Source organism: Nocardia sp. NPDC002869 (assembly GCF_046764065.1).
In the GTDB taxonomy this organism is placed as follows: Bacteria; Actinomycetota; Actinomycetes; order Mycobacteriales; family Mycobacteriaceae; genus Nocardia; species Nocardia rhamnosiphila.
This window is the reverse complement of the sequence record NZ_JBKOOL010000282.1, coordinates 1-3620: the sequence shown is the minus strand read 5'-3', so window position 1 is coordinate 3620 and position 3620 is coordinate 1. Positions and strand designations below refer to the sequence as shown.

4 protein-coding genes are annotated in these 3620 nt (G+C 67.5%); 1 reads left to right on the top strand and 3 read right to left on the bottom strand.

All coding sequences use genetic code 11. The features are described 5' to 3' along the window. Positions 1 to 122: 122 nt before the first annotated feature. The 3 genes from ACLML9_RS28110 to ACLML9_RS28100 form a co-directional block, all read right to left on the bottom strand. Complete coding sequence (locus tag ACLML9_RS28110) at positions 123 to 563, bottom strand: VOC family protein (protein WP_411948329.1); 441 nt, start codon at positions 561 to 563, stop codon at positions 123 to 125. A gap of 269 nt (positions 564 to 832) precedes the next feature. Further along, the gene (locus ACLML9_RS28105) at positions 833 to 1039 is read right to left on the bottom strand and encodes a heavy-metal-associated domain-containing protein (protein ID WP_411948328.1); all 207 of its coding nucleotides are present in this window, start codon (positions 1037 to 1039) and stop codon (positions 833 to 835) included. 50 nt (positions 1040 to 1089) lie between these two features. Beyond that, on the bottom strand, positions 1090 to 2493 hold the full coding sequence (locus tag ACLML9_RS28100) for an MFS transporter (protein WP_411948327.1): 1404 nt from the start codon (positions 2491 to 2493) through the stop codon (positions 1090 to 1092). 189 nt (positions 2494 to 2682) lie between these two features. Between ACLML9_RS28100 and ACLML9_RS28095 the strand changes: the two genes are divergently transcribed. Next, positions 2683 to 3537, top strand: a complete 855-nt coding sequence (locus ACLML9_RS28095) for a hypothetical protein (RefSeq protein WP_411948326.1) — start codon at positions 2683 to 2685, stop codon at positions 3535 to 3537. Positions 3538 to 3620 lie beyond the last annotated feature (83 nt).

Genomic DNA, 3620 nt, shown 5'->3' with positions numbered 1-3620 from the left:
CGTGGAACCCTCCGGCCCGATCGAAACCGAGGCCGCCCGCCGTCTAGCAGACGACCTCAACAGCTAACCGATCAGGTTCCCCAACACTTTCTGAGCCGGTGAACGCTGCCCAGCGGCAATTTTCAGCCGATCTGTTCGGCCAATCCTACGATGATGTTTTCGGGGCCACGGACGTAACAGAGCCGGTAGATGTTCTCGTATTGCACCACCTCGCCGACGAGTTCGGCGCCGTGGTTGCGCAGGCGGGCGATGACGTCGTCGATATCGTCGACGGCGAACATGACGCGACGGATACCCAGCGTGTTCGCCGGCGCGTCTTTCGGTTCGGGGGTGATGGCCTTCGGCTTGTGGAACTTCGCCAGCTCGATTCGGCCGGGGCCGCCCGGGATCCGCAACATGGCGACGTCCTGCCGGACGTCGTCGAGTCCGATGACGCGTTCCGCCCCACGCCACTCGAGTGGGCCTTTGCCCTCCAGTTCCATACCGAGTTCGACGAAGAACGCGATGACCGCGTCCAGGTCCTCGACCACGATCAGGACGTTGTCCATACGTTGAATCGCCATGTCTGGCCTCCATTGGTGTAGTGCGACGGCGATGCCCGCCTCTGCCCCTGGGACGGAGCCGACAAGTCATTATCGACATTCTCGGCCTCCTCGCTTCGGCAATATGGGAGCGCTCGTCGTGGGTTGCGGTGGCAGCGGCGACGGGCAACGATAGGCGCCTACCTCGTGGTGGCCGGCGGAGGCGATGCTCCGTCTGTGTGCTGGTGGCATCGAACAACCCGGTGCCACCCGTCCGTGTCGGGCGGAGGGCACCGGGTTGTTGTTCGTGTTCACTCGGCGAGGCGGAAACCTGCCTCCTGCACCGCGGTGGCGACTGTCTCTCGGCGGACCGGCTCCGTGGCGGTGATGGTGACCAGGCCTCCGGCCACATCGACGTCGACTGTCCGGACGCCCGCGATCCGGCCGACCTTGTCGCGTACCTTGCCGGCGCAGCAGCCGCAGGTCATCCCGGTGACCTCGAGCGTTGTGGTGTTCATCTCGCTGTTTCCCTTCTTGTTCGATGGAATTCGACGGTCGTGCCGACCGGCTACGACGTGGGTTCGGTGCGGCGCATGGTCGCCGCCGTGACGGCGGCGCCGGTGAGGGCGATGAGGGCCGCGCCGATGAATGCCGCCGAGAACCCGTTGGTGAGGTCCGGCGGACTGTCGATGCGGTCGGCGCCGAAGGAGGCGGCGACCGCGGTCATGGCCGCCAGGCCCAGTGCGGAGCCGACCTGGTAGCTCACATTGACGATGCCCGAGGCCAGGCCGCCCTCCTCGGGGCGAGCCGCGGAGATGGCGGTGCCCAGTGACGGTACGAAGGCCAGTGACATCCCGGCGGCCGCGACCAGCGAGGCGGGCAGGACGTCGACCCAGAAGTTCCCGGTCGGACGCACCAGCGACATGATCGCCAGACCGAGGCCGAGCACGGTCAGTCCGGCCACGATCATCGGTTTGGCGCCGAACCGCTGCATGGCGCGGGGCGCCAGCACGATCATGCCGAGCATTATCAGGGTGGTCATCGGCAGTAGGGCAGAGCCGGCGGGGAAGGCGCTGTAGCCGAGTACCTGCTGCAGGTACAGGTTCAGGAAGAACCACATCGGCACCCAGGCCGCGCCGAGCAACAGCTGGGCGATATTCGCGGCGGCGAGATTCGGTGCGGCGAAGATGCCGAGGCGCATCAGCGGTTCCCGGCGCCGCGCCTGGATCAGGACGAAGGCGGCGAGCAGGGCGGCGGCCGCGCCCAGGACACTCCACGTCTGTCCCGAGGTCCAGCCGACCTCCGGCGCTCGGACGATGCCGTAGACGGCCGCGGCGAGACCGGCGGTGACTGTCGCCGAGCCGAGCAGATCGACGGATCCGGAACGGGCCGGCGCGTCGGGCATGAGGGCGGGGACCGCGAGCAGGGCGAGCAGTGCGATCGGGATGTTGATGTAGAAGACCCAGGGCCAGCTGATGTATCCGGTGATGACGCCGCCGAGGAACACTCCGACGGTGCCACCGGCCGGGGCTGCCGCGCCGTAGACGGCCAGCGCCTTGGTCAATTCTCCGGGTGCCGAGCCGAACAGCATCATCAGCAAGGTCAGCGCCGAGGGGGCGATCAGGGCGGCGCCGCCACCCTGGATCGCGCGTCCGGCAAGTTCGATCGCGACATTGCCCGCCGCACCCGCGATGACCGACCCGGCGAGCAGGACCGTCCATCCGACGGCGAATACCCGCCGCGCACCGAGCAGATCCGACAATCGCCCGCCGAGCAGCAGCAACCCGCCGAAGGCGATGACGTAGGCGTTGAACACCCAGGTGAGGTTCTCCTGGGAGAACCCGAGATCGGTCTGCATCTTCGGCAGGGCGATCCCGATGATCGATGTGTCCATGATGACCATGAACTGGGCGGCGGCGATGACCGCCAGCGCCCACCACTTTCGCGTGGTGGCTCGCGTCTGCGTACTCATGACATTTTCCGTCCTTCCGGAACCTTGCGAGGCGGCTACCATACCCCCCTAGGGTATCGAATAGTCAATAGTGAACATGGCGATGGTTGTATTTGGCCTGTTTCCGATGCAGTTCTCGGAACGGAGTTGCATATACCCCCGAGGGGTATTACATTTCCGATGTCACCACACGATCGGAAGGCCGCGACAATGACCACTCGGACCCACACCCATCACCATGGCGAGCACGCCGCTCATACCGGTCACGCCGACCACGGCCACCACGCCGGGCACACGGCGCCGGCCGCCCACGCCGGGCACGGGGACCATGCCGCACACGGCGGCGCGGCGCCGGGCGGCCTGCAGATCACCCAGGACGGGTACACCTTGGAGTTGGCGGAGCCGATCACCGGCGCGGGGGAGATCGACTTCCGGTTCCGCGTCCTGGGTCCAGACGGAAACCCGGTCACCGAGTACTCCGCCCTGCACGACCGCGACCTGCACCTCATCGTGGTGCGGCGCGAACTGACCGGGTTCTGGCACGTCCACCCCGAGCTGGGCGCCGACGGCACCTGGTCGGTGCGGCTGAACCTTCCGGAGGCGGGGGCCTACCGTGTATTCGCCGATATCGCCCCGCGCGCGCTCGGCAAGACCCTCACCCTCGGTGCCGATCTGGCGGTGGCGGGGCAGTACGCGCCGCGGCCGGTACCGGCGGCCGCGCGCATCGCGGTCGTGGACGGATACGAGGTGAGCCTCGACGGTGATCTCGTGCCCGGCGAAGGTCGCCTGCTCACGCTCACCGTGCGCAAGGACGGCGAGCCGGTCACCGATCTGCAGCCCTACCTGGCCGCCTACGGCCATCTGGTGATCCTGCGCGCCGGTGATCTGGCCTATATCCACGTGCATCCGAACGGCGAACCCGGCGACGGGGTGACCGCGCCCGGCCCGGACGTCACCTTCCACACCGCCGTACCCGGACCCGGCACCTACCGCCTGTTCCTGGATTTCCGGCACGGCGATGTGGTGCGTACCGCCGCCTTCACCCTGCCCGCCGTCACGCACTGATCACGTCGGTGGGCGGGCACACGGTGCGCCCGCCCACCCACCACCCAAGACAGCCACAATTGTGTTTTGAGTTGGCCAAGCAC

Bases quoted from the DNA above. Each gene is read 5' to 3' on its own strand.
- ACLML9_RS28110 (WP_411948329.1), bottom strand. From the start codon at position 563: ATGGCGATTCAACGTATGGACAACGTCCTGATCGTGGTCGAGGACCTG.
- ACLML9_RS28105 (WP_411948328.1), bottom strand. From the start codon at position 1,039: ATGAACACCACAACGCTCGAGGTCACCGGGATGACCTGCGGCTGCTGC.
- ACLML9_RS28095 (WP_411948326.1), top strand. From the start codon at position 2,683: ATGACCACTCGGACCCACACCCATCACCATGGCGAGCACGCCGCTCAT.
- ACLML9_RS28100 (WP_411948327.1), bottom strand. From the start codon at position 2,493: ATGAGTACGCAGACGCGAGCCACCACGCGAAAGTGGTGGGCGCTGGCG.